This window comes from Sporosarcina sp. FSL K6-1508 (genome assembly GCF_038007465.1).
In the GTDB taxonomy this organism is placed as follows: Bacteria; Bacillota; Bacilli; order Bacillales_A; family Planococcaceae; genus Sporosarcina; species Sporosarcina psychrophila_B.
This window is the reverse complement of the sequence record NZ_JBBOXF010000001.1, coordinates 4,463,099-4,485,084: the sequence shown is the minus strand read 5'-3', so window position 1 is coordinate 4,485,084 and position 21,986 is coordinate 4,463,099. Positions and strand designations below refer to the sequence as shown.

At 42.1% G+C, this 21,986-nt stretch carries 19 protein-coding genes and 1 other annotated feature; of the genes, 13 read left to right on the top strand and 6 right to left on the bottom strand.

All coding sequences use genetic code 11. The features are described from left to right. Positions 1–36 precede the first annotated feature (36 nt). The 3 genes from MKZ11_RS22925 to MKZ11_RS22915 all read right to left on the bottom strand — a co-directional run bounded on the left by MKZ11_RS22925 (position 37) and on the right by MKZ11_RS22915 (position 3,158). A complete protein-coding gene (locus tag MKZ11_RS22925; protein ID WP_340796655.1) occupies positions 37–1,362 on the bottom strand; it encodes a CoA-disulfide reductase in 1,326 nt (441 codons plus the stop codon). Between the two features lie 101 nt (positions 1,363–1,463). Then, positions 1,464–2,321 (bottom strand): DegV family protein, encoded by an 858-nt coding sequence (locus MKZ11_RS22920; protein ID WP_340796654.1) that lies wholly within the window; start codon positions 2,319–2,321, stop codon positions 1,464–1,466. A 27-nt stretch (positions 2,322–2,348) separates the two neighbouring features. Further along, positions 2,349–3,158: a Cof-type HAD-IIB family hydrolase gene (locus MKZ11_RS22915; RefSeq protein WP_340796653.1), complete on the bottom strand. Its 810-nt coding sequence runs from the start codon at positions 3,156–3,158 to the stop codon at positions 2,349–2,351. A 134-nt stretch (positions 3,159–3,292) separates the two neighbouring features. Here MKZ11_RS22915 and MKZ11_RS22910 point away from each other — a divergent pair, with 134 nt between their 5' ends. The 4 genes from MKZ11_RS22910 (at position 3,293) to MKZ11_RS22895 (ending at position 8,460) form a co-directional block, all read left to right on the top strand. Next, positions 3,293–4,060, top strand: coding sequence for a prolyl oligopeptidase family serine peptidase (locus tag MKZ11_RS22910; protein ID WP_340796652.1), 768 nt, complete (start codon positions 3,293–3,295; stop codon positions 4,058–4,060). Between the two features lie 54 nt (positions 4,061–4,114). After that, positions 4,115–4,423 (top strand): metal-sulfur cluster assembly factor, encoded by a 309-nt coding sequence (locus MKZ11_RS22905; protein ID WP_340796651.1) that lies wholly within the window; start codon positions 4,115–4,117, stop codon positions 4,421–4,423. A 192-nt stretch (positions 4,424–4,615) separates the two neighbouring features. Next, complete coding sequence (gene rraA, locus MKZ11_RS22900) at positions 4,616–5,098, top strand: ribonuclease E activity regulator RraA (RefSeq protein WP_340796650.1); 483 nt, start codon at positions 4,616–4,618, stop codon at positions 5,096–5,098. 1,226 nt (positions 5,099–6,324) lie between these two features. Further along, a complete protein-coding gene (locus tag MKZ11_RS22895) occupies positions 6,325–8,460 on the top strand; it encodes an ATP-dependent Clp protease ATP-binding subunit (RefSeq protein WP_340797096.1) in 2,136 nt (711 codons plus the stop codon). 507 nt (positions 8,461–8,967) lie between these two features. On the opposite strand, the gene MKZ11_RS22890 is transcribed toward MKZ11_RS22895, so the two are convergent. Then, positions 8,968–9,150, bottom strand: a complete 183-nt coding sequence (locus MKZ11_RS22890) for a DUF2929 family protein (protein ID WP_340796649.1) — start codon at positions 9,148–9,150, stop codon at positions 8,968–8,970. Positions 9,151–9,337: 187 nt separating this feature from the next. Between MKZ11_RS22890 and MKZ11_RS22885 the strand changes: the two genes are divergently transcribed. Both MKZ11_RS22885 and fabF read left to right on the top strand, forming a co-directional pair. Next, positions 9,338–10,270 (top strand): beta-ketoacyl-ACP synthase III, encoded by a 933-nt coding sequence (locus MKZ11_RS22885; protein WP_340796648.1) that lies wholly within the window; start codon positions 9,338–9,340, stop codon positions 10,268–10,270. 74 nt (positions 10,271–10,344) lie between these two features. Beyond that, the gene (fabF, locus tag MKZ11_RS22880; protein WP_340796647.1) at positions 10,345–11,580 is read left to right on the top strand and encodes a beta-ketoacyl-ACP synthase II; all 1,236 of its coding nucleotides are present in this window, start codon (positions 10,345–10,347) and stop codon (positions 11,578–11,580) included. Positions 11,581–11,936: 356 nt separating this feature from the next. On the opposite strand, the gene trpS is transcribed toward fabF, so the two are convergent. After that, positions 11,937–12,923 carry a tryptophan--tRNA ligase gene (gene trpS, locus MKZ11_RS22875; protein ID WP_340796646.1) on the bottom strand — a complete coding sequence of 329 codons (987 nt, stop codon included), beginning with the start codon at positions 12,921–12,923 and terminating at the stop codon, positions 11,937–11,939. A 128-nt stretch (positions 12,924–13,051) separates the two neighbouring features. Beyond that, positions 13,052–13,295, bottom strand: a binding site (T-box leader). Positions 13,296–13,352: 57 nt separating this feature from the next. Then, on the bottom strand, positions 13,353–13,697 hold the full coding sequence (locus tag MKZ11_RS22870) for a DUF3899 domain-containing protein (RefSeq protein ID WP_340796645.1): 345 nt from the start codon (positions 13,695–13,697) through the stop codon (positions 13,353–13,355). 236 nt (positions 13,698–13,933) lie between these two features. Between MKZ11_RS22870 and MKZ11_RS22865 the strand changes: the two genes are divergently transcribed. From MKZ11_RS22865 to spxA, 7 genes are all read left to right on the top strand, one after another. Further along, complete coding sequence (locus MKZ11_RS22865; protein ID WP_340796644.1) at positions 13,934–15,631, top strand: peptide ABC transporter substrate-binding protein; 1,698 nt, start codon at positions 13,934–13,936, stop codon at positions 15,629–15,631. Positions 15,632–15,770: 139 nt separating this feature from the next. Next, positions 15,771–16,700: an oligopeptide ABC transporter permease gene (gene opp3b / locus MKZ11_RS22860; RefSeq protein WP_340796643.1), complete on the top strand. Its 930-nt coding sequence runs from the start codon at positions 15,771–15,773 to the stop codon at positions 16,698–16,700. Further along, positions 16,700–17,719 carry an oligopeptide ABC transporter permease gene (opp3C, locus tag MKZ11_RS22855; protein WP_340796642.1) on the top strand — a complete coding sequence of 340 codons (1,020 nt, stop codon included), beginning with the start codon at positions 16,700–16,702 and terminating at the stop codon, positions 17,717–17,719. Before opp3b ends, opp3C begins: the two co-directional genes overlap by 1 nt. Before the next feature lie 14 nt (positions 17,720–17,733). Further along, the gene (locus tag MKZ11_RS22850) at positions 17,734–18,798 is read left to right on the top strand and encodes an ABC transporter ATP-binding protein (protein ID WP_340796641.1); all 1,065 of its coding nucleotides are present in this window, start codon (positions 17,734–17,736) and stop codon (positions 18,796–18,798) included. After that, on the top strand, positions 18,798–19,721 hold the full coding sequence (locus MKZ11_RS22845; RefSeq protein ID WP_340796640.1) for an ABC transporter ATP-binding protein: 924 nt from the start codon (positions 18,798–18,800) through the stop codon (positions 19,719–19,721). Before MKZ11_RS22850 ends, MKZ11_RS22845 begins: the two co-directional genes overlap by 1 nt. A 121-nt stretch (positions 19,722–19,842) precedes the next feature. After that, positions 19,843–21,048: a putative glycoside hydrolase gene (locus tag MKZ11_RS22840; protein ID WP_340796639.1), complete on the top strand. Its 1,206-nt coding sequence runs from the start codon at positions 19,843–19,845 to the stop codon at positions 21,046–21,048. A 423-nt stretch (positions 21,049–21,471) separates the two neighbouring features. Next, positions 21,472–21,867 carry a transcriptional regulator SpxA gene (gene spxA / locus MKZ11_RS22835; protein ID WP_186669618.1) on the top strand — a complete coding sequence of 132 codons (396 nt, stop codon included), beginning with the start codon at positions 21,472–21,474 and terminating at the stop codon, positions 21,865–21,867. Positions 21,868–21,986: the final 119 nt, after the last annotated feature.

Sequence of the window (21,986 nt, the reverse complement as noted above, 5' to 3'; positions counted from 1 at the left end):
AGCTCCAGCCCCTCTACCAAGGCGCTTGCGCTCTTCTTATTTCGCTTTATAACCAATCATATTAACTGGATCTTTCGGTGATGAATAGGCTGGGGAATAGGCGAGCTCAAGGGCAGCCAGGTCGTCGACAGTCATTTTGCCCATGATTGCAGTCGCAATGACGTCGATTCGTTTGTCGACGCCTTTGTCACCGACGGCTTGTGCGCCCAGCACGAGCCTGGACTTTTTTGCATAATGGACACGCAGCAAAATATGTCCATGGTCAGGGTAATAGCCTGCATTTGTTCGCCCTTCATAGACGGCTGTGGCAAATTCAATTCCTTCCTCTGTTAAGCTTTTCGCCGAATGGCCAGTCATAGCAGCTGTCAGAGAAAATAGTTTCGTAATTGACGTTCCAAGGAGTCCGTTCATTTTAACGGGGTTGCCGGCAAGATGGCAAGCGACGATAAATGATTGCCGATGCGCATGCCAAGCAAGTTTTACGCTTTTGGGTTTAGCGGTAAACCAATCTTTGCATTCTGCTGCATCACCAATTGCATAGATGTCAGGGTCATTTGTTTGCATATAGTCGTTGACGACAATCCCTTTCGTCGGTCCGATATGTAAACCGGCTTCACTTGCAAGTTGCGTGTCTGGATCGATTCCTATACTGGAAGCGATAAAGTCAACTTCAAAGTTCAGCCCATTTTTCATGATCAATTGCTTGCCTTCAATGCGTTCAATGGCATCCTCGAAATAGAACTCGACCTTGTTGTCCTTCATTTCCTTGCCGAGCACTTCCGAGATTTCTGGATCCATTATTGTCATGACACGATCGTTTCGTTCTATAACCGCTGTTTTTATCCCTTTATGGATAAAGTTTTCCGCAAGTTCAATACCTATGAATCCGCCGCCGATAACAGCGCATGACTGCGGGTTTTCACGTTCAATATAATCAATGATTTCTTCCATTTCCCTGAAACTCTTTAATGTAAATAATGGCAGGTCAGCAAGACCTTTTAAGTCGGGTATACGTGCCAGTCCGCCGGGCGACAAAATTAGTTTGTCGTAAGTTTCTGTAAAGACTTGATCTGTTTCCATATTGCGGACTTCAATCGTTTTATTTTCCCGATTAATTGACAGAACATCATGCATTAATTGAACAGTTATACCACGTTGCTCGCTAAACTTTTCGGGAGATGAACCGACTAATTGCCATTTGTCTTCAATCAATCCACCGATGACGTAGGGCATACCGCATGTACCATATCCAAGTACAGGATCACGGCCAAATAATGTGATTTCAGATTCGGGAACTGCGCGTTTAATTTGTGCAGCGACAGTGGATCCGCCCGCAATTGCCCCGACTATTAGTACTTTCATCAATAATCCTCCTCGTCACTACTTACTAGAAGTGGAAGCCTTCTGTAGCTAAGGCATCCCCTAGCGCCGTAGCGGATTCAATGGGATTCATCATCTTGACGTTACTGGTTTAATTTATTCAAGAAATAGACACCTACGGTACCAGGACCTACATGTGCGCCGATTACAGATCCAATCATATGGATTTCAATATCCACAGGACGGAATAGCTCTTCTATTATGGCCTTCAATTCAAGTGCTATACCTTCGTCGTCGCTGTGGCTAATTGCGATAGTTTGTTCAGATAGATGGTCGCCGCGCTCCGCCATGAGTTCGCTTATACGGCGCAACACCTTTTTACGTCCGCGGTGTTTTTCAATCGGAACCAGTTTCCCGCTTTCGACATGCAGAAGCGGCTTAATGTTAAGCAGCCCGCCGATAAAGGCACTGGTTTTGGATACGCGACCGCCGCGCGCCATATAATCTAAATCTTCCACAGTAAAAAGATGCTCCATATGCCCTGCCATGAATCGAATTTTACGCTCAATCGTCCGAACATTGTCTTCTCCCGCATCTCGCAGTCGGACTGCTTCTTTTACGAGCAGCCCGTAACCAAGCGAAGCACATCTTGAATCGATAATAATTAGGTTGAAATTCGGATTTGTTTCTTTCACTTGGTCCCTCGTCATGATTGCTGTATCGAATGTCCCGGATAACTCCGAAGAAAAAGCGATGTAAATTCCATCTTCACCAGCAGCGGCAAGTTCTTTCCACTTACGGAGGAACAGTTCAGGTGATACTTGTGACGTTTTAGGCTGTTTGCCATTTCGGATTGCCTGATAGACTTCCTTTGAATCAATTGTCATTATATCGTCGTACTCTTGGTCGTCGATCAGGACGCGTAATGGGAAAAGCGTTACATCATTGTCCTCGAAAAATGACTTTGGCAAATCACAAGCACTGTCCGCAAAAATTCTCATATAAACCCCTCCATTAAATAATAGTAGTTAGTTCAAGTGTAACCTTTCACGGAGTACTCGTGCAATGCCATCTTCGTTATTCGTGTCTGTCACTTCATCGGCAATTGATTTCAATCTGTCAATGCCATTTCCCATCGCCACTCCGACCCCGGCATAGTCAATCATTTCTAAGTCATTGTCTTCATCACCAAATGCAATAATCCGTTCTTTCGGGATATCCATCCATTTGGCAACATGGGAAAGCCCGACCGCTTTATTTAAACCATGCCGAACGATTTCGATGACTTTCCACGGTGCGCCCCATTGCCTGTGATCAATGACTTCTGCATGTACTTCACCAAGATGGCGTCGAATGGACTCAACTTTATCGTCAGGTGCATGGATTAGTAAGCTGGTAGGATCGACTTGCAAAACTTTTCGGATATCACCTTGGGTTATCTGTGGATTCCCAAAGCCGAAAATATCTAGCAGTTTTTCATCATGATATTGCATATATACATCATCCATTACTTCGGCAACAATATTATGGAATGTAAATTGCTGCATGGCATCGATGACATCATTTACTACGGGAAGTGAAATCGTTTCATGGATTGTTTTCCAAGAGCTGTTACCCGGGTGATGGACGAATGCACCGTTGAAATTGACAATCGGTGTCGTCAGACCGAGTTGATGGTAATAGACTTCACTTGCGCGGTAGGGTCTCCCGGTTGCAATCATGATGTGATGACCTTTCTCCTCTGCTTTTTTCAATGTAAGCCTTGTTTTATCTGCTATTACTTTTTCGTCTGTAAGTAACGTCCCATCAAGATCGAGGACGATTAAATGTGGCTTCAAAAAAACGCCTCCTTCTATAAGTAGTCTATCGTTAATAGATGATTCAAGTCAAAAAATTCCGTCATAGAATCGTCCTTTTTGTTTTTTTAGAAAAACTTTGGTACGCTCAATTGAAAAGGAAAAGGTGTGGTTTCGTGAATGTAATCGAAGAGTTATGGGGCAACATCCCCTTATTGCATATAGTAGAAGATGAGTTTAAAGACCAACAAGTACCCGTTGTTATTTTCCTTCATGGTTTTACGAGTGCCAAAGAGCATAATTTACATTATGCATATAATATTGCAAAAAAAGGGGTTCGTGTTTTACTGCCTGATGCGCATTTGCATGGTGCTCGTGAAGAGGATCTCGATGAAGTGCAACTAAGCCTTCGTTTTTGGGAAATCATTTTGACGTCAATTGAAGAAGTGAGTTTCATTCGTGAAGAGCTTGTGAAACGCGGGCTTTATACGACAGGCAAAATCGGTTTAGCAGGCACATCGATGGGTGGTATTACGACGCTTGGCTGTCTTACAGTCTATGATTGGATTGATACAGCAGCCGTTATGATGGGAGCACCAGGCTTTGTACAGCTAGCAAAAGCTCAAATGTCGGAGTTCGAACGTCGCGGATTTACATTGCCCGTTACTGAGGAAGAAAAGAAAAAATTATTTAACACACTTTCTACATTCGATTTAACAAAACATTCAGCGGCATTGAACAACCGACCTGTATACTTTTGGCATGGCAAGCAGGATGCGGTAGTGCCGTATGAGCCGACATACAACTTCTATCAGGCAGTCAAAAAGGATTATGCAGCTACACCGGAACGAATTGAATTTGTTTCAAGTGCTACCTCGGGACATGCGGTTTCAAGAGCGGGAATGCTTCAAGCTGCTGACTGGCTTGCCTGCCATTTGAAATGATGCATCAAACTCTGCTATGATTAAGATATCAAAAACACGGAATGAGGGATGAAGATGAGCCAAGATATGAAAGATAGCATGATGGGTGCGCTTGAAAATGTGATTGACCCGGAACTTGGAGTCGATATCGTCAACTTAGGTCTAGTATATGATGTTGAGCTGGACGAAGAAGGCACTTCAAAAGTGACCATGACACTAACATCGATGGGCTGTCCAATGGGGCCGCAAATCGTTGCCAACGTTACGCAAGAATTGATGGAACTTCCAGAAGTGAAAAACGTCGATGTTGACATCACTTGGAATCCGCCATGGTCGAGAGATAATATGTCCCGTTATGCAAAAATTGCGTTGGGCGTAAGGTAAATAATAAGGAATATCAAGGCTGTGTGACTTAGAGATAAGTTGCGCGGCCTTTTTTTCGTGGAATATGGATAGTATTTGGAGGGCTGCAGGCAATCTCACAATCTTATCTGATTTCACATTAAAAAAGGAATATCGAAATAATGTCGAATGAGTTAGGTATAGGAACAATTATGGAAGGGGAAGTGTGTTTGAATGGATATAAAAACAGCTGATGTATGTGATGAGTTTGGAACTGAATTACAAGTATGTTCCGTGGAATTTAAATCGTTTGGAAAAAACAAAAGATTTTCAGGGCCGATAGCTACTGTGAAAGTATTTGAGGATAACGTCCTCGTGAAAGAAGCATTGCAAACAATTCCGGCAGGCAGTGTTCTCGTTGTCGATGGCGGCGGTTCAAGAAATTGTGCGTTAATGGGCGGCAATTTAGGCGTCATTGCGGAAACTAACAAACTTGCCGGTGTCATTATTTATGGATGTATCCGCGATACGGCAGAATTGAGGGAACAAAATATCGGTGTACTTGCTCTTGGCAGTAATCCGATGAAGAGTAAAAAAGAAGGAAAAGGGGTACAGGGGAATGAACTGAATTTCGGAGAGGTAGACTGGATTCCCAATTACTATGTATATGCGGATGAAGACGGCATTATTGTAGCAGCCCGTAATCTATACAAATAACTATGTATGTTGAATTAAAGAATCCCATTAGAATCTGCTGAGGCGTTTAATAATGAGAGAGTGTTGTACTTTGGGGATGCCTTTGCCGCGCCTGTGCTAGGGTGTTCTTTATCGAGAGAAATGTGATTTTAAGATGATTACTATTCGATACTATATATTGAAATAAAGAACTCCATTGAACCGCTACAGCGCTAGGAGATGCCTCCCGCCATAAGCCAAGCAGCTTCGCCGCCAGTCTTATGGCTTCGGCGACCCCTGTTAAGGCGCCTTCGCTCAGTTTATACACCGATTTTAATAGTCCGACATATATAATTAGATTCAAGAAAGACGCACGCCAGGTTGCAGATTTCATCACTGAAAACGAAATGCGCTATCTCAAATAGACCATCCAGCGAAGGCGCGACTTCGTGGTAGCCGGAGCGATAAGACTGAAAGTGCTCTCCTTTCCGGCTTATCGCGGGAGGCATCCACAAAGCGTCGAAGCGGTATTATTGGGAATTCCAATTCACTCCTCATATATTGGGACATTCGTTGATCACATTCGATCGATTTATTTATGGCATTCCAGGTTGTATGTCTCATCTCAGATAACGAAATGCGCTTTCTCACATAGACCATCCAGCGAAGGCGCGACTTCGTGGTAGCCGGAGCGATAAGACTGAAAGTGCCCTCCTTTCCGGCTTATCGCGGGAGGCATCCACAAAGCGCCGAAGCGGTTTTAGCAGGATGACTAATTCATTCCATATGTCTTGGGACATTCGTTAATCACCTTCGATCGATTTATGGCACTCCAAGTTGTAGGCCTCATCCTCGAAAACGAAATGCGCTTTCTCAAAAAGACCATCCAGCGCAGACGCGACTTCGTGGTAGCCGGAGCGATAAGACTGAAAGTGCTCTCCTTTCCGGCTTATCGCGGGAGGCATCCACAAAGCGTCGAAGCGTAATTAGTTGGAATTCTGATTCACTCCAAGTATTAGGGGTTTTTCAGTGGCTTCCCAAAAGCCCTTGTAAAGCGCATATGCCATATTCATTTGTTCTACATATATAGAGGAACCTTCGAGAGGATAAGCATACCTTTTGGTGTTTTTTTGATCATTGAGTTCTTACATATTCTCGGTGCAAACATCTTTACTTTCACTCAAATAAATTCTATAATTTAATTAATCAAAGATAGTCAAAGTCAAAAGTAAAAAGTGAAACATAGAAAGGTGGACATATATATGAGAATGGATGGACAACAAGAGGACCAACGTACACCTCTAGAACAATTTGGACGAAATCTTGTAGAAGAAGTGAAAAAAGGGAAAATGGATCCGGTCATCGGACGGGATGAAGAAATTCGCAACGTTATCCGGATTTTATCAAGAAAAACAAAAAATAATCCTGTGCTCATTGGTGAACCGGGTGTCGGAAAAACAGCGATCGTCGAAGGGCTTGCACAGCGGATCGTCAAAGGCGATGTACCGGAGGGGTTGAAAGATCGTCAAATTTTCGAACTGGATATGAGTGCACTAATCGCAGGTGCAAAATATCGGGGAGAATTTGAAGAAAGGTTGAAAGGCGTTCTGAAACAGGTGAAAGACAGTGCAGGAGAAATCATACTGTTCATCGATGAAATCCATACGATAGTCGGCGCGGGAAAGACGGAAGGCGCAATGGATGCAGGAAACATGCTGAAACCGATGCTTGCACGCGGTGAATTATATTGTATCGGAGCAACGACGCTCGATGAATATCGTATGTATATTGAAAAGGACCCAGCGCTTGAACGTCGTTTCCAGCAAGTACTCGTGCGTGAACCGTCTATTGAAGATACAGTATCGATATTACGCGGATTGAAAGAAAGGTACGAGCTTCATCATGGGGTACGGATTCATGACCGTGCGATTGTCGCAGCGGCAGCTTTGTCTGATCGGTACTTGACCGAACGTTTCTTGCCGGACAAAGCAATCGACTTAATAGACGAAGCGAGTGCAATGATCCGGACGGAAATCGATTCGATGCCATCTGAGCTGGATGCAGTGACCCGCCGGATTATGCAACTTGAAATCGAAGAGCAGGCTTTGCGCAAAGAAAAAGACACTGTCAGTAAAAATCGTCTTGAAGTGTTGCGGGATGAACTGAAAGAGTTGAAAGAATCTTCCGCGGGTATGCGTGAGCAGTGGGATTCTGAAAAAGAAACGTTGCGTGGAATCCAGGATAAGCGAGAAAAATTGGATCGCTTCCGGCGTGAACTGGAAGAAGCTGAAAACCGTTTTGACTTGAACAAAGCCGCGGAACTCAAGTATGGAAAAATCCCGACGCTTGAGGACGAGTTGCATGAACTTGAAGCTGCACTTGTGGACGGTCAGGAAAATCGACTGCTCCGTGAAGAAGTGACAGAAGAAGAAATTGCGATGATCGTTGCGCGCTGGACAGGGATCCCCGTAACGAAACTTGTTGAAGGCGAGAGGGAGAAATTATTGCGTCTACGTGAAACGCTTGAGGAGCGTGTCATCGGTCAAGATGATGCTGTCCAACTTGTGACGGAAGCAGTGTGGCGCGCCCGAGCAGGTATTAAAGATCCCGACAAACCGATCGGCTCATTCCTATTTTTAGGACCAACGGGCGTTGGGAAGACAGAACTTGCGAAAACGCTTGCTGCGACACTGTTTGACTCGGAAGACCATTTCATCCGCATTGACATGTCGGAATATATGGAGAAACATAGTATATCAAGGCTTGTCGGAGCACCTCCAGGCTACATCGGGTATGAGGAAGGCGGCCAGTTGACGGAAGCAGTGCGTCGCAATCCATATTCAGTCGTTCTGTTAGATGAAATTGAAAAAGCGCATCCGGACGTCGCAAATATCTTGCTGCAAGTGCTGGATGATGGCCGGATTACAGACAGCCAAGGCAGGATTGTCAACTTTACGAATACTGTTGTCATCATGACTTCGAATATTGGATCGGCTTACTTGCTGCATGGATTGGATGATACTGAAAACCATGCTGCAGAGGATCTTGTCATGGCGGAATTAAAGAATCATTTCAAACCGGAGCTGCTGAACCGGATGGACGACATCATTATTTTCCATTCACTTACAGGAGAATCATTCCGTTTGATCGCACGGAAAATGATTGAAGACCTTATTAAACGATTAAGCCAGCAAGAGATCACAATGGACTACAGTGAAGACGTGCTCGATTGGATTGTCAATGAAGGGACAGATGCTGATTTCGGAGCACGTCCATTGAAACGCTTTATCCAAAGACATGTTGAAACGATTGTGGCAAAAGAAGTTATTAAAGGTGATCTGGAACAGAACGGAAAGTTATCTTTAGCTATGGAAGATGGAAAACTAAAGGTGACTAAATTATAAGCAACGCCGTGTGGATAATATGATCCATGCGGCTTTTTGTTTTTTTGTATAAGAGTAAAATCTTATTACATGTATACTGATAAAAACGATTATTTCATAAGGAATTGTAAAAAATGAAATATATTAAACATACTAAGGAATTGCACATACATCCTTGCTATGCGATTGTTTGATGGTTCTCGTATGCTTTCCATTTAAGTAGCTGTAGTTGCTTGGATTGCTGGAGCGGAAAGCAAAGCAAAAGCCCTTGTCCGTGGTTAAACTCTTAAATCCGTTCTATAGAATAGGTACCAGCGAAGGCGCCTTTCAAGTGGTCGCCGAAGTGATAAGACTGACAGTGGTTTTCTGTCCGGCTTATCACGGGAGGCATGCACGAAGCGCCGAAGCGTTGTTGGAGGAAGTCTTTCTTACAACTTGTATACTTACTAATTTTCCGTTTGTTAAGTGCCCACTATATATAGAAAAATAAAAAAACCATTTCCGGCGAGGGAAATGGTTTTTTGTTGATTAATGATCTGAAACTTCGCCTTCTGGGAAAGATTCACCCAAAATGATAACGATAACAGAGACAACGACTGAAACAATTGCGCCTGGCATGAAGTCAAACGGCACGTCAGCGATAGATCCAGCTACATAGTTCAGCATTGTTATTAAACAGAAAGACCAGAAAAATGTCATTACGTATCTCATCGAATTCACCTCTACAATACTATTTCATATTTCATCATATCACAGCAGCTACATTGGAGAAACTAATTTACAAACAATACGAACTTTATTTGGCGAAAAAGTGTCAGCGGGTTGAAATATATGCCTAATTCTTTTATGATTAAGAGCAGGTACTAATAATAGATGATAAAGAAACGGGGAATGCGGAATGAATGCTGGACTTATCGGCATGGGTAAATACGTACCGTCTCAAGTTTTGACAAACGCAGATCTGGAAAAGCGTTTAGATACATCGGATGAATGGATCCGTACAATGACAGGCATCGAAGAGAGACGAATTGCGGATGATTCAACCGACACTTCCCATATGGCATACAGTGCGGCAAAGGATGCGATTAGCAATGCGGGAATCAAGCCGGAGGAAATCGGGCTAATTCTTGTAGCTACAGTGACACCTGATCGGCCTTTCCCATCAGTATCGTCAATGCTCCAACAACAATTAGGCGCAACTCATGCAGCAGCAATGGATATTTCAGCTGCATGTGCAGGATTCATGTACGGCATCGTGACAGCAAAACAATTCATTGAATCGGGCACATATGATTATGTACTCGTTGTGGGTGTTGAAAAATTATCGAAAATCACCAACTGGGAAGACCGCAATACCGCCATTCTATTTGGAGATGGGGCGGGTGCCGCAATTGTAGGAAAAGTGAGCGAAGGGCGAGGAATCCTCTCGTTTGAACTTGGTGCAGATGGCAGCGGAGGCAAACATCTTTATCAGGATGAAAAACTCGTTATGAACGGTCGCGAAGTATTCAAATTTGCAGTCCGCCAAATGGGTGAATCAGCTGAAAGTGTTATTAAAAAAGCTGGCCTGATGAAGGAGGATGTCGATTTCCTCATTCCCCATCAAGCGAATATAAGAATTATGGAAGCCTCTCGGCAACGACTTGGTTTACCTGTTGAAAAAATGTCTAAGACAATCCATAAATACGGCAATACATCCGCTGCGTCCATTCCAATCTCACTTGTCGATGATTTAGCTGAAGGCAAAGTGAAAGATGATGATGTCATTGTGTTAGTTGGATTTGGCGGAGGACTCACTTGGGGCGCTTTATGCATCAAGTGGGGAAGATAAACAGAACATGCCTTGAATGAACGTATAAATTATAAGCAATAGAATCAGTCTATATAGAAGGGAAGTTTTGGCATATGGATAAAAAACGTGTAGTAGTTACTGGAATCGGTGCTGTTTCTCCAGTCGGAAATTCGGCGGAAGAGTCGTGGAACTCGGTATTGGAGGGGAAATCTGGCATTGGACCACTGACAAGACTTGACAGTGAACAGTTTCCTGTAAAAGTAGCGGCAGAAGTGAAGGACTTTGATATAGAAGAATACATTTCGCGGAAAGATGCGCGCAAAATGGATCGATTCACCCATTATGCGCTGGCTTCTTCGATCATGGCTATGAAGGATGCAAATCTTGAACTTGAAGGCGATTTAGCACTTCGCACGGGTGTTTGGATTGGATCCGGAATCGGCGGTATGGAAACACATGAACAACAATTCCTGACATTCCAAGAGAAAGGCTATCGCCGCGTCAGCCCATTTTTTGTACCCATGATGATTCCAGATATGGCGGCAGGGCAAGTTTCGATTTATCACGGGGCAAAAGGCATCAACTCGTGTACAGTAACGGCTTGCGCTTCAGGCACGAATTCGATTGGCGATGCGTTTGAAGTTATCCGTCGCGGTGAAGCGGATGTCATGATTACTGGCGGCGCTGAAGCACCAATCACAACGATGTCAGTTGCCGGTTTTTGTGCAAATACAGCTTTATCTTTGAATCCGGACCCTGCAACGGCATCACGCCCCTTCGATAAAGAACGAGATGGCTTTGTAATAGGAGAAGGTGCAGGAATCTTAATTCTGGAAGAGTATGAACACGCACTTGCACGTGGTGCAAAAATTTATGCTGAACTGGTTGGTTATGGTTCGACAGGTGATGCACATCATATTACGGCTCCAGCTCCTGGAGGCGAAGGCGGCGCGCGCGCAATGCAAGAAGCGATCGAACAAAGTGGGATTTCACCGGACAAAATTGACTACATCAATGCGCATGGGACAAGCACTGCGTATAATGATTTGTTCGAAACGATGGCAGCAAAAACAGTTTTCGGCGAGCACGCATACAAACTCGCGATGAGTTCAACAAAATCGATGACAGGCCATCTGCTCGGCGCTGCAGGCGGAATTGAAGCAATCTTCACGGTGAAAGCACTTCAAGAAGGTATCCTGCCACCGACGATGAATTATGTCAATGCAGACCCGGAATGTGACCTCGACTATGTAACAGAAGGGGCACGTAAAGTAGATATTACGTACGCAATGAGTAACTCACTCGGTTTCGGCGGACATAACGCCTCACTCGTATTTAAGAAAATATAAGGTTTTGGTAGGAAAACGTCTCAGTTTACTGGGACGTTTTTTTTTTTGTAGTGACAGTTTTGCGGGCTGGGCTCACATTTTCATCAACAGACTCGAGAGTTTCACAATTTAAAAAGCCCCCTTCGTCTAAAAGAGGGCCATGCAGTCATATAATCAAAGAAAATCAAAAGGACGATGCATAATGACACGCCTATTATTATTTCTAATCAGTTACGGACTTATAGTTATCACTGTTTCTCAGATGATTTTCTACTTTAATTACACATCGCTCGGATATGACTGGTATCAAATCTTTCAATTCATAGTCAGTTCAGCGGATTTCACACTTTTCATCATATCCGTTATCATGTTAATTCTTACCGTTTACGTCCGAGTCCCATCGCGGTTTCCATCTTCCCGAGAGTGACGGTGGCAATCGCATTTGCTTTCTTCGCACCATTGTCTAGAATTTCATCTAGGACAGGCGAATCAAGAAGTTCATAATATTTTTCTTGGATTGGTGATAGATGACTAATGACGGCTTCTGCCACGCCAGCCTTAAATGCACCGTATCCAAGTCCGTCATATTTAGCAACAAGATCTTCGATAGAGACACCGCTGAGTGCTGATTCAATCGTCAATAAATTCGATACACCAGGCTTGTTTTCCGTATCGAATTTCACAACGCCTTCCGAATCAGTCACTGCGCTCTTAATTTTCTTTTCAATTTCTTTAGGTGTATCAAGTAGTGAAATAGTTCCTTTTTTATTTGGATCAGATTTACTCATTTTTTTCAATGGATCCTGAAGTGATTTAATGCGTGCGCCATTCTTTGGAATCCGGACTTCCGGAATGGTTAAGATTTCACCAAATCTTTTATTGAAGCGTACTGCTAAATCACGCGTCAATTCAAGATGCTGCTTTTGATCATCGCCAACCGGTACGATATCCGTGTTGTAAAGTAAAATGTCAGCAGCCATTAACGGCGGATAGGTTAGAAGAGCGGATGAAACGCCTTCTTGGCCTTCCGATTTATCCTTGAACTGCGTCATCCGTTCCAGTTCTCCGATATACGAAATACACTGCATCATCCAGCCTGCTTGTGCATGTGCAGGAACCTCCGATTGAATGAATAACACTGCTTTTTCTGGATCGATTCCGCTTGCGATATAGATTGCAGCGAGAGAACGGATTGTTTTTGCCAATTCCGCTGGATCTTGCTGAACGGTAATCGCATGCTGGTCAACTATGCAAAATACGCATTCATAGTCATTTTGCAACTCTGTAAACTGACGGAACGCACCGATATAGTTGCCAAGTGTCACTGTTCCTGTTGGCTGTACGCCTGAAAAAATTGTTTTCATCTTAATATCTCCTCCTGTTTGATAGATAATATACTTAGCCAGCACGACATAAGTAAATGATGAAAAAGCCGTAATGGTTACACGCCTACATCCCTGTAGACGCAAAAAAACATCAGCCGTCCCCGTAAAAAAGGGACGACTGATGTTTTTTCAACCGTGGTACCACCCGAATTGCCCGAAGGCCACTCTAGATTCCCTTAACGCGGGGGACGTGACAGGATACTCAAATGGTTGTTTTTCACACTAACAACCATTTTACGTTCACCTGCCAGGCTCGGGATCCCATTCTTTCTGCTCAGTCTGCCTGTTTGCACCATCCACAGGCTCTCTAGAAGACCAAAGTAGAAATACTTTTTCCGTCATTGCCGTTCACTCAAATGTTTCTCAGATTATACAGTCTTTTAGAACGGAATGCAATAGGCAAAGAGGTCATAAGTAAAAAATCGTGAGGGCAATAGCTGTCATTGCTAACACAAGTGCACCACTACCTAAAAGTGATGAAAAAGGCCTAGAAAAAACTTCCGATGGCTTTCGCATCGACATGACATCCTCCATTCGCCGTTTAGGCGTAAACACTTTGCGCATACTTACAGTGAAAAAATCAAAGAAACCGGTTGAAAATACATAATAGATTAAACCGATAAATGTAACTGTGCCACCCACAATAAAAGAAGAATTAATATACGACAATATTGAAAATTGTTTATAATGCAAAAACATTATTAGTAATATAATTAAATGAGCAATCAAAAAATTCAGTATTGTTTTCTTCATAGAAACACCTCGTTTCTTAGTAATAGTAAGGTATTACCAGAAAAAAATCAAAACTCTAGTAACTAAAAAAAAAATAAAAACTAAATAATCGTTATTATCCTTGATATAATCGATTTCTTAGAATAGTAACTGTAACAGTACACTTTGAAAAGTAAAAAAACTCTGTACAACGGAAAATGAAGATGTATAATTAGAGTTGTACCAAGTTTTCAGACAACTTATAGGGGGAGTTAATTTTGAAAAATCCAAAGTTTATGTGGCTAATTAGCCTCATGCTTGTACTAAGCGTATTCCTAGCGGCGTGCGGTGCTAAGGAAGAGGATACTAGTAAAGACACAGGTAAGGATAAAGACAAAGGAACTACAGAAGAAACTGGGGGAGACAACGAACAAGTCCTTAACTTGATCGAATCAGCAGAAATTCCATCTGTCGACTCATCTTTAGTTGAAGATGCCGTAGGCTTTAACGTTCTTAACAACGTTATGGAAGGTCTCTATCGATTAGATGAAAACAGTCTTCCAGTACCAGCGATGGCTGAAAGTGAAGCCGAAATTAGTGAAGACGGATTGACATATACATTTAAACTACGTGATGCAGAGTGGTCAAATGGTACACCGGTAACTGCACATGACTTCGTTTATGCATGGCAACGTGCAATCGATCCTGCTACAGCTTCACCTTATGGTCCTTATATGATGGACGGTATGGTAAAAGGTGCAACAGAAATCGGTAAAAAAGAAGCAGAACTTTCAGATCTAGGAATTACAGCGACAGACGACAAGACACTTGTTGTTGAGCTTGTTCGCCCGGTTCCATACTTCTTATCGCTTATGACTTTCGGAACATTCTATCCACTTAATGAAGAATACGTTGCATCACAAGGTGACAAATATGCAACTACTTCAGACGCTATGATTTACAACGGTCCATTCGTAATGAAAGATTGGGACGGTACAGGCGGCTGGAAATATGAGAAAAACGAAAAATATTGGGATAAAGATACTGTAAAACTTGCAGAAATTAACGTTGACGTTGTTAAAGAATCTGCAACTGGCGTAAAACTATATGAAAAAGGTCAAAAAGACCGTGTATTACTTTCTGCAGAATATGCAATGCAATATGCTGAAGACGCAGATCTTGTAGACGAACTTGAAACAAGCATGTGGTACTTGAAATACAACCAAAAACGTAATGATAAAGAAACACCACTAGCAAATCTTGAAATTCGTAAAGCACTTAGTAAAGCATTCAACAAAGAAGAACTTACTGATGCAGTTCTTGCAAACGGATCTATTCCAGCTAACTTCTTAGTTGCAGAAAACTTCACATTCGATGAAGACGGAAAAGACTACCGTACGTATAGTGACTCATTTAACGTGTATAACGTTGAAGAAGCAAAAGCGCATTGGGAAAAAGGTTTAGCAGAACTCGGTACTGACAAATTAGAAATTGAGTTTCTAGGTGACGATACTGAAAATGCTAAGAAACAACAAGAGTGGTTCAAATCTGAACTTGAAAGAAACCTTCCAGGCCTAACAGTTAAACTGAAAAGCGTTCCTTTCGCTGTTCGACTTGAACTTGACGATAACAGCGACTTCGACATCGTATCAGCTGGTTGGGGACCTGACTTCCAAGATCCAATTTCGTTCATGGAATTGTTCACAACTAATAGCCCACAAAACAAAATGAATTATTCTAACCCAGAACTCGACGCAATTATCGAGTCTACGAAAAACGAACTTGCAACTGATCCTGTAGCTCGTTGGGAAGCTTTTGCAAAAGCTGAGAAAATTCTTCTTGAAGATGACTCTGCAATCGGGCCAACTTACCAACGCGGTAGAATGGCACTAATGAAACCTTATGTTAAAGGGCTTGCTACACACCCATTCGGCGGAGACTATAGCTATAAATGGACTTACATCGAAGGTAAATAATTAAAAGCTAACAAGGAAGAAAATCTCATAGGAGGGGAGTATATGGTGTTTATTCATCATGTACTCTCTTTTTAAATGGGAGAGAACTATCTAAAAATTTGTTGTATTCTACTTACTGAAACTTGCAGGAGGTGCAAAGATGACAAAATACATTACAAAACGTGTAGTATACATGTTTCTATCACTCTTTCTAATTGCTTCATTTACTTTCATTCTTATGAAGATGCTTCCAGGATCCCCGCTTGCATCCGCAGCAAAATTAAGCGAAGAACAACGAGAAGTTGTCTATGAAAAATATGGACTGAATGATCCGATACCTGTTCAATATGTTCGCTATATGGGCAATCTGGCGAAAGGCGATTTTGGTGTATCATTCCAGTATAAAAACGCTGATGTATCGACACTTATTTTGAAAAAATTGAAGTACTCAGCCATTCTCGGTGCCCAAGCAATTGTTTTTGGGACAATAATCGGAATTATTTTGGGGATGATTGCAGCACTGAAACAGAATACGGTATGGGATTATGGAAGTACAATCGTGGCGATTCTTGGTATTTCAATACCATCCTTTGTCTTTGCTGCACTGCTCCAATATGTATTTACAGTCTATTGGGAAGTGCTTCCGGTCGGGTTATGGAATGGCTGGACGTCCAGTATCCTTCCTTCAATCGCCTTGGCAATGGGACCGATAGCGATATCTGCCAGATTTATCCGAACGGAAATGATTGAAGTATTAGGTTCAGACTATATCATGCTTGCAAAAGCTAAAGGTGCTAACTGGTTTGAAATCGCTTTCAAACATGCATTCCGAAATGCACTTATCCCACTAGTAACAGTATTGGGACCGGTTGCTGCAGGTTTGTTGACGGGTTCACTCGTCGTAGAGCAAATTTTTGCAATTCCTGGTATCGGTGAACAATTCGTCAAATCCATTAACTCGAATGACTTCTCTGTCATTATGGGTACGACAATGTTCTTCTCAGTATTCCTTATTGTTATTATTTTGATTGTGGATATTCTTTACGGGATTATCGACCCACGTATTCGTTTGTCCGGAGGTGACAAGTAATGCCCAACAACTTAGAGAAATTGCCAAAAGGCTCATTTGAACGAATCACAATTGACAGTTCACATGCCGAAAAAATTTCAAAACCTAGCTTAAGTTTCTGGCAAGATGCTTGGCTTCGGATTCGTAAAAACAAGGCAGCAATTGTCAGTGCGTTCATTTTGCTATTCATCGTGTTTATGGCGTTTGCAGGACCCTATATGGTTGATTATGACCCAGAAGATGTAAAAGTTTCACATGCAAACTTGCCGCCAAAAGTTCCGGGGCTTGAAAAGTTAGGGATTTTTGACGGTCACGGTAAAATGGGTTCAAAAACGATTGATCTTTATAAAGTGAAAAAAGTAGAGGGATATTACTGGTTTGGAACAGATAGTCTTGGCCGTGACTTATTTTCCCGTCTATGGAAAGGTACTCAAATCTCACTTTACATTGCGTTAGTTGCAGCGGTCATTGATGTGGTGATCGGTGTAATCTATGGAGGAATCTCCGGGTATTACGGAGGCCGGACAGATGACATCATGCAACGAATTGTGGAGGTCCTAATTGGAATTCCGACGCTTGTCATTGTCATTCTTATGTTAATGGTTATGGATCCAGGAATATGGGCGATTATTATTGCGATATCCATAACCGGTTGGATTGGTATGTCGCGTATTGTACGGGGACAAGTGCTGAAATTTAAAAACCAAGAATTTGTACTTGCAGCTAAAACACTTGGTGCGAGCGATAAACGTATTATCGGAAAGCATATCCTGCCAAATATCATGTCAATTATTATCATTAACATGATGTTCACGATTCCGACAGCGATATTCTTCGAAGCATTTTTAAGCTTTATTGGGCTCGGTCTTCAACCGCCGGCAGCGTCCCTTGGGACACTTATCAATGATGGCTATAAATTCCTTGAATATCAACCGCATATGTTGTTCTTCCCAGCACTAATAATCAGTCTTCTAATGATTGCATTCAACCTAATAGGAGACGGATTGCGTGATGCACTCGATCCGAAAATGAAAGACTAAAGGAGGAAAGTGAAATGGAAAAAATAATTGAAGTGAAAAACCTTGAGCTTTCCTTCCATACATTTGCAGGTGAAGTGAAAGCGATACGCGGAGTAGATTTTGAAGTGTTTAAAGGAGAGACGCTTGCAATTGTAGGAGAGTCGGGTTCAGGTAAATCGGTAACGACAAAATCCATCATGCGTCTTCTTCCGGAATCTAGTAGTGAGTTCAAAAATGGCGAGATTTTATTCGAAGGAAAAGATCTGCTTAAAATCTCTGAAAAAGAAATGCAAAAAGTACGTGGAAAAGACATTTCGATGATCTTCCAGGATCCGATGACTTCTCTTAATCCAACGATGCCAATTGGCAAACAAATTATGGAACCCATATTAAAACATCAAAAACTAAGCAAAGCAGAAGCACAAAAAAAGTCTATTGAATTACTTGGGCTTGTTGGTATGCCACAACCCGAATTACGCATAAAGCAATATCCGCACCAATTTTCAGGTGGGCAACGTCAACGTATTGTTATTGCCATAGCGTTGGCATGTAATCCAAAGCTTCTAATTGCAGATGAACCGACGACTGCACTTGACGTAACAATCCAAGGACAAATCTTGGAATTGATGAAAGATTTACAAAAGAAAATAGATACATCTATTATCTTCATTACACATGATCTTGGTGTTGTTGCAAACGTGGCAGATCGTGTAGCGGTTATGTACGGCGGTCAGATTGTAGAAGTGGGGACAGTTGATGAAATCTTCTATAACCCGCAGCATCCTTATACATGGGGGCTTTTAAGTTCTATGCCGTCAATGGACGCATCTGATGAAAAATTGTATGCGATACCTGGAACGCCACCGGATTTGTTGAGTCCGCCAAAAGGAGATGCATTTGCACTCCGTAGTGAATATGCACTGAAAATTGATCTGGAACAAGTTCCTCCATTATTTAAAGTGAGTGAAACACATTATGCGGCAACGTGGCTGCTCCATCCGGATGCGCCTCATGTGGATCCTCCGGCAGCGGTCGTAGAGCGTATGAAAAAGTTCCCTGGCAGCCGGTATTATGAAGGCAACGCAGGAGGTGTTCGATAATGGCTGAAAAATTACTTGAAATCAAAAACTTGAAGCAGTATTTCAATGTTGGTAAAAAAAATGAAGTACGTGCTGTTGACGATGTAACATTTGATATCTATAAAGGTGAAACACTTGGTATAGTCGGTGAATCGGGTTGTGGTAAATCAACGACTGGCCGAACAATCATTCGTCTTTACGATGCGACAGGTGGGGAAGTCATCTATAATGGCATCGATGTGCATGCGAAAAAGTCGAAAAAAGAATTGAAATCCTTTAACCGGAAAATGCAGATGATTTTCCAGGATCCCTATGCATCGCTAAATCCTCGAATGAAAGTGCTTGATATTATCGCTGAGGGACTGGATATCCATGGCCTTGTGAAAAATGCGAAGGAGCGAACTGCTCGTGTCCACGAGTTGCTTGAAACGGTTGGTCTGAACCGTGAGCACGCAAACCGTTACCCGCATGAGTTTTCAGGCGGGCAGCGTCAGCGCTTAGGTATTGCACGCGCACTTGCTGTTGAACCGGAATTTATCATTGCCGATGAGCCGATTTCAGCATTGGATGTATCCATTCAGGCGCAAGTAGTAAACTTATTGAAAGAGCTTCAAGAAGAAAAAGGATTGACTTATTTATTTATCGCACATGATTTGTCGATGGTGAAATATATCTCTGATCGGATTGGCGTTATGCACTTCGGTAAACTGGTTGAAATAGGACCTGCAGAAACGTTATATACTGCACCTTTACACCCTTATACACAATCGTTGTTATCTGCGATTCCATTACCGGATCCAGATTATGAGCGAAACCGTATACGCAAAAGCTATGACCCAAAGTCGCATAATTATCGTGAGGACGAAGAAGTAACAATGCGCGAAGTGACAGCAGGACACTTTGTTCTTTGTTCACAGCGTGAATTCGAATCATTTAAAAAGTAAATAACAAATAGATTAAATTGGGCCGATTTTCGACAAGAAAATCGGTTTTTTTGCATGTTTCGCTATTATTAATCTATCTGATTTGATAGAATGATCGAATAGAGAGGACGGTGCGACGGTTATGAAATTAATGAAGTTGTTGCCGGCTATGCTGCTCACTGCTGCACTGGCATTTCCGACTGTGTCCGATGCTGGAGAAATGAAAAAACTGGAAGACTTTGCAGAACGTACATATGGATTTAAAGCAATTGATGAGACTTCTATTGCAAGCTCGGGATTGTTTCGTTTTGATTCAGGGCTAACATTTGAGTACCCGGATGCAGTTCGGGGTGTTTACGTTACAGGGCACTCAGCAGGCGGAGAACGCTTTAATTATCTTACAGACTTGCTGGATAAGACAGATTTGAATGCCATGGTCATTGATATTAAAGATGATTTTGGAAACATTACATATAAACCGGCAGATGATTCGCCACTGAAAGCATTGAATATCGGGAAACCGTATATAAAAGACCCACAAGAGCTGTTAAAAACACTAGAAGAAAAGAAAATTTATCCCATCGCCCGCATTGTTGTATTTAAGGATAGCGTCCTTGCGGAAAAACGTCCTGAGCTTTCATTCATGGATGGTGAAAGCGTGTGGAAAAATGGAAGGGGAGAATCATTTGTCAATCCTTTTATGAAAGAAGTATGGGATCACAACGTCAATATTGCGATTGAAGCTGCCAAAATGGGCTTCCAAGAAATTCAGTTCGATTATGTCCGTTTTCCTGAAGGTTTTGAAAACCGGCATGATACACTGAAGTATACGTATGAATCCTATGCAGAGTCAGAGCTGGATCCGATACAACGTCGGGTTGAAGCGATTACAGAATTCGTAGCTTACGCTCAGGAGCAATTGGAGCCTTATGGAGCCAAAGTATCCGTGGACATTTTCGGGTACGCAGCAACGCTTCCAGAAGCGCCTGGCATCGGTCAGAACTTCGGGAAGATAGCTGAAAACGTAGATGTGATCTCAGCAATGATTTACCCAAGTCATTGGACGTCATATTTTGGAATTAAGAAACCGGACCTCGAACCGTATAAACTTGTTTCAGAATACGCAAAACTTGAAAACACTAAACTGGCTGAACTTGAAAATCAGCCCATCTCTCGCCCGTGGCTTCAAGACTTCAGTGCACCATGGCTAGGTTCAGGGAATTATTTGAAGTACGGGAAAACAGAAGTTGAAGCACAAATAAAAGGACTGAAAGATAACGGAATTAACGAGTATTTGCTCTGGAATGCCGGTAATAAGTATTCTCAAGGCGTCAATTACAAACCATAATAAAGAAAAGTTCAGAAAATATTTTTAAGTTTCTGTACTTTTTTGATTTAATTTGATTTAATGTGAAACCTTTGCCCATCCTGAGACGTACTATATAAGTGTAGAAAGTAATTTATTTTCAGTTAGTAACTTCCTAAATGAGAAAAAGTTTATTTTACAAAGCAGATGTTTATTTATTTTTGCAACGGGTATAACAGTAGAGAGAACAAGCACATACTTATTGGAGTCGTGATAAAGCCGCTAATGTTGCGGAACTGTGACAATAGTGTATGGGATGGTGAAAAAATTTCAAAAAGTGTATTCATCAGTAATGAATATGTGTATAATAGAAATTAGAAGCAGATACTTTAAAATGATTCTAATCTAACTGTAAAAATATAAATCAAAACATTCGAGATGACTGAAAGGAAGTGTCAGCATATGATGGTCACATTATTTACTTCACCTAGCTGTACATCATGCAGAAAAGCGAAAGCATGGTTGGAGGAACACGAGATTCCGTATACTGAACGTAACATTTTTTCGGAACCATTGAATATTGATGAGATAAAAGAAATTCTACGTATGACTGAAGATGGAACAGATGAAATTATATCGACTCGTTCGAAAATTTTCCAAAAATTAAACGTTGATGTGGAAAGCCTTCCATTACAACGCCTATATGAATTAATCCAAGAACATCCTGGTCTTTTAAGAAGACCAATCATCCTTGATGAGAAAAGACTTCAAGTGGGGTATAATGAAGATGAGATTCGCCGATTCTTACCGAGAAAAGTAAGAGCCTATCAGTTGCTTGAAGCGCGACGCATGGTTAACTAATCAAAAATTCGAAAAATAGTGTGAAGCTGATAGGGGGTGACATTGCAAAATGCCGTATACCTATCGGCTTTTTGTATTACTCTTGCTTTCCCGGTGAATGTTCTCTACAATGCTATTAC